Genomic DNA, 4725 nt, shown 5'->3' on the forward strand with positions numbered 1-4725 from the left:
GCTCGGCCGCGCGCGCGGATCGGCGCTCACGGCCCGACGGCGCCGTCCGCGCCCCGCGCCGCCATCAGCGCGACCAGGCGCCGCGCGCGAAGCAGTAGACGCCGTAGAGCATGAGCCCGACGGCGATCGCGACGAGCGCGACGACGCCACCGGGCACGGTCGTCAGCGAGTGGAGCGCGCCGTCGAGGCCGCCCGCCTCGGCCGGGTCGCGCTGCACGGCCGCGATGAGGAACAGCGCGCCGACGATGACGATCGCGAGGCCCTTCGCGATGTAGCCCGTGGTGCCGAGCACGTCGACGAGCCGTCGGAACCGGGCCGGCGGGGCCACGTCCTCGCGGAAGTCGCGGCGCGCCCCCTTCACGACGAACCCCAGGCCGATCGCGGCGATCCCGAGGCCCACGAGCCCGACGAGCCACGGGCCGAAGGGGGTCGCGAACAGCTGCGCCGAGAACGAGTCGGCGCCCTGCTCGCTGTCGCTCGAGCCGCCCGTCGCGAACGCGAACGCGGTCGCCGAGATCGCGGCGTAGGCGATCGCGCGCCCGCCCGGGCGCACCGCCTCCTTCCAGCCGCGACGCGACGCGGCGAGCGCCGAGACGGCGGCGTGCACCGCGAGCGCCGCGAGCGCGATCCCCACGGCCCACAGCGCGACCGCCCCGAGCGGCGTCTGCTGGAGCGCCCGCATCGCGCCCGACTGGTCGGCGGAGCCGCCCGCACCGAACGCGATGCCGAGCGCGATGCCGCCGATGATCATGTGCACGATGCCGTTCGCGACCTGCCCGATGCCCTCGACCCACGAGGCAGCCGGGTGCTGCTCGACCCGCGCCGCGGCATCCTGGGCCCTGTCCTTCGCGCTGCCCGCTGCGTCGGCCGCGGCCGAGGCGTGGATGCGCGCACGATCTCCGTCGCTCATGGAGGCACCGTACGCGCCTGGGCTAGCGTTTCGCTGGAGAGCGAAGGAGCACCCATGGCGATCGAGACGACCGACGACACCGCGACCCGCTGGTACGGCGCTGCAGGCGACCCGGTGGTCGTGCTGCTGCACGACTGGAACGGCCGCCTGCCCTGGATCGACGCGTTCGGGCGGCGCCTGGCGGACGAGGGCTTCCGCGTCGCGGTGCCCGACCTCTACGCGGGCCGGTCGACGCGCGACGACGGCGAGGCCGGCCGGCTGCTGCAGGAGCGCTACGCCGACCTCGAGGGCGCGCACCACATCGTGAGCGAGACGCTCGGCGAGGCACGCGCGGGCGGCAGCCGCCGGGCGGGCATCGTGGGCTTCTCGATGGGCTCGACGATCGCGCTCATGTACGCGGCGCAGCATCCGACCGTCGAGGCGATCGTCGCGTACTACGGCGCCCCGTTCCCCGGCATCGAGGCGGGTCCGCGCGTGCCGGTGCTGTTCCAGCTCGCGGCGAGCGACGACTGGACCGGCCGCGAGGCCCCCGAGGACTACCGGGCGCGGCTCGCCGCGGAGGGCTACGACGACGTGCACGTGCGCTCGTACCCCGACTCCGTGCACGGGTTCCAGAACGCCGACGTGCCGAAGTACAGCCGCCCCGCCGCGGAGGCCGCGTGGGCCGAGACCAAGGAGTTCCTCCGCTCCCGGCTCAACCGCGAGCCGTGAGCCGCCGGGGCTGAGGCGAACCTCAGCACTCCCCGACGCGTCGATCAATCCTCACCGCGCCCTGGCACGCGGGTGCCGCGAGGCACCAAGATGTGCGCATGGAACGGGCACAGCGGCCCGCGATCCGCACGCCTGACCAGCGGATCCGCGTCTTCGTGAGCTCGACGCTGCGCGAGCTCGCGGACGAGCGCCGCGCGGTGCGCGCCGCGATCGAGCGGCTCCGGCTCGCGCCCGTGATGTTCGAGCTCGGCGCGCGCCCCCACCCGCCGCGCGCGCTGTACCGCTCCTACCTCGCGCAGAGCGACGTGTTCGTCGGCATCTACGGCGACAGCTACGGCTGGGTCGCGCCCGACGAGCAGATCTCCGGGCTCGAGGACGAGTACCGCCTCGCCCCCGCGTCGATGCCGAAGCTCATCTACATCCGGGAGTCCGAGGAGCGCGATCCGCGCCTGCAGGAGCTCATCGCCCGCATCCAGGCCGACGACACCGCCGCCTACCTGCCCTTCCGCACCGCCGCGGAGCTCGAGGAGCAGGTGATGGGCGACCTCGCGACGCTGCTCGCCGAGCGGTTCGACGAGTCGCGCATGGCGGGCGACGGCGGGCCCGAGGAGATCCCGCCCACGCCCGCCTCGCGCATCCCCGTGCCCTACACCTCGACGATCGGCCGCGAGCGCGAGATCGCCGAGGTGCGCGCGCTGCTCGAGCGCGGCACCGACTCGATCGTGAGCCTCATCGGGCCGGGCGGCATCGGCAAGAGCCGGCTCGCCGTCGAGGTCGCGCGCGCGACCGAGGACCTCTTCCCCGACGGCCGCTACTACGTGCCGCTCGAGGGCGTGCTCGAGCCCGCGCTGCTGCTGCCGACGATCGCGTACGTGCTCGGCATCCGCGACACCGGCGAGGCGGCGCTCGAGGAGCGCATCGCGCGGGCGCTCGCCGACCGCCGGGTGCTGCTCGTGCTCGACAACTTCGAGCAGATCGTCGAGGCGGCGCCCGTGCTCGCGGGGCTGTTCGCCGCGGCCCCCACCACGGGGCTGCTCGTCACGAGCCGGGTCGTGCTGCGCGTGCGCGGCGAGCGGGTCGTCGAGGTGCGCGCGCTCGGCGTGCCCGAGGCGGCGGCGCGCGACAGCGCCGCGCGCGTGCGCCGCTCCCCCGCGTGCGCGCTGTTCGCCGACCGGGCCCAGGCGGTCAAGCCGGACTTCGCGCTCACCGACCAGAACGCGTCGGCCGTCGCCGCGATCTGCCGACGGCTCGACGGCCTGCCGCTCGCGATCGAGCTCGCGGCCGCGAAGGTGCGGCTGCTGACGCCGCAGGGCATCGCCGAGCGGCTCGAGCAGGCGCTGCCGCTGCTCACCGCCGCGCAGCGCGACCTGCCCGACCGGCACCGGACGATGCGCGCGACGATCGACTGGAGCGTGAGCCTGCTGCCCGACTGGCAGCGCTCCCTGCTCGAGGACCTCGGCGTCTTCGCCCGCCAGTGCACGCTCGAGGCGGTCGAGGCGGTCGGCTCGGGCCGCCCGTGGGAGGGGCGCGAGATCGACGGGATCGCCGCCCTCATCGACGGCTCGCTCGTGCAGCAGACCGAGATCGGCGGGCAGTCGGTGCTGTCGCTGCTCGCGATCGTCCGCGAGTACGCCCTCGGGCGGCTCAAGGCGAGCGGTGAGGCGGCGCGGATGCGCGCGGCCCACGCCGACCACTACAGCGCCCTCGTCGCGCGCGTCGCGCCGGGGCTCCGGGGCGCGGACCAGGGCCGGGCGGTCGCGCAGCTCGGGGCGGAGCTGCCGAACCTGCGCGCGGCCGTGCGCCACCTCATCCACATCGACCGGCTCGACGACGCGGGCGACTTCGCGTGGCGGCTCCTCATCTACTGGTGGATCGCGGGGTTCTTCGGCGAGGTGCGCGTGTGGATGCTCGAGCTGCTCGAGAAGGAGCAGCCCATCACCCCGCACACGCGCGCGGTCGCGTGGTTCTTCGCGCTGTGGGGCGAGATGTGGCAGCGCCCGACCGACGGCGTCGTCGCGGGGCTCGGCGAGTGCGTGCGGCTGTTCACCGAGGGCGGCGACGAGGATGCTGCGGCGATGGCGATCGCGGCGCGCGCGACCGCGAGGCTCCAGCTGCCGAGGCCGGATCTCGACACCGCGGAGCGCGAGCTCGCCGACGCGGTCGAGCGGCTGCGCGGGATCGGGAACGCGTGGGCCGAGGCGATCACCGAGGTCTCGCGCGGCCGGCTCGCGTGGCTGCGCGGGCAGACCGACGAGGCGCAGCGGCGCTTCGACCGCGCGACCGAGGTGGCCGAGGCGGGCGGCGACCTCTTCACGCTCTCGGTCGCCGGCAACCACCAGGCGCGGCTGCAGCTCGTGCGCGGCGAGATCGACGCCGCCGAGGCGGGCTGCATCCGCACGCTGCTCGTCTCGGTCCGGCTGCACTTCGAGGAGGGCGTCGCGTACGGGCTCGAGGGACTGTGCGCGGTCGCCGCGGCGCGGGGCGACGGCGAGCGGGCCGGGGCGCTCTCCCGGGCGGCCGACGACATCCGCCACCGCATCGGCGTGTTCGACGCCGAGGCGTTCTCGGTGCACACCCCGCAGCTCGACGCGATCCGCGCAGCCGACCCCGACGGCGTCGCCGCGGGCGAGCGGCGGGGCGGGGAGCTGTCGGTCGCCGAGGCGATCGAGCTCGCGCTGCCCGAGTCGGAGCGCGAGGGCATCGCACCCGCGCTGGCCGGCTGGTGACGCGCGCGTCGGGCGCCGTCGCGCACGGTCGGGGCCGGGAGCGCTCCCCGGCGCCGGATCCTGACGCTGCCGCGACGCGGGCGACGCGTCAGTAGTCCCACGACGCGAAGAGCACGACGGCGCCCACGAGCGCGAGCCCCGCGAGCACGATGCCGACGACCGCGGCCGGCCGCCCCGGTCCGCGCGCGGTGGGGATGCCGACGATGAGGCCGCCGAGGATGCCGACCGGCATGAGCCACGCGCCGAGGACGCGCAGCCACTCGGGCGCGTCCAGGTCCGTCGCGGTGATCGCCCACAGCCATCCGGTGCCGATGAGCCCGGCGAGGCCGCACGCCGCCGCGAGCGCGCCGAGCCGCCGGGAGCCGACCTCGTCGGCCC

The 4725-nt window shown here is 75.7% G+C and carries 3 protein-coding genes and 1 pseudogene; 2 read left to right on the forward strand and 2 right to left on the reverse strand.

The features are described from left to right. Nucleotides 1-64 precede the first annotated feature (64 nt). Nucleotides 65-910 carry a DUF1206 domain-containing protein gene (locus NWP09_RS11895; protein ID WP_258275717.1) on the reverse strand — a complete coding sequence of 282 codons (846 nt, stop codon included), beginning with the start codon at nucleotides 908-910 and terminating at the stop codon, nucleotides 65-67. A 54-nt stretch (nucleotides 911-964) separates the two neighbouring features. On the opposite strand from NWP09_RS11895, the gene NWP09_RS11900 reads away from it, so the two are divergent. Both NWP09_RS11900 and NWP09_RS11905 read left to right on the forward strand, forming a co-directional pair. Next, on the forward strand, nucleotides 965-1621 hold the full coding sequence (locus NWP09_RS11900) for a dienelactone hydrolase family protein (protein WP_258275718.1): 657 nt from the start codon (nucleotides 965-967) through the stop codon (nucleotides 1619-1621). Nucleotides 1622-1719: 98 nt separating this feature from the next. Next, nucleotides 1720-4347 (forward strand): DUF4062 domain-containing protein, encoded by a 2628-nt coding sequence (locus tag NWP09_RS11905; protein ID WP_258275719.1) that lies wholly within the window; start codon nucleotides 1720-1722, stop codon nucleotides 4345-4347. Nucleotides 4348-4435: 88 nt separating this feature from the next. Here NWP09_RS11905 and NWP09_RS11910 read toward each other — a convergent pair. Next, nucleotides 4436-4725, reverse strand: a pseudogene (locus tag NWP09_RS11910) (hypothetical protein); the annotation flags it as partial.

Source organism: Agrococcus sp. HG114 (assembly GCF_024723325.1).
In the GTDB taxonomy this organism is placed as follows: domain Bacteria; phylum Actinomycetota; class Actinomycetes; order Actinomycetales; family Microbacteriaceae; genus Agrococcus.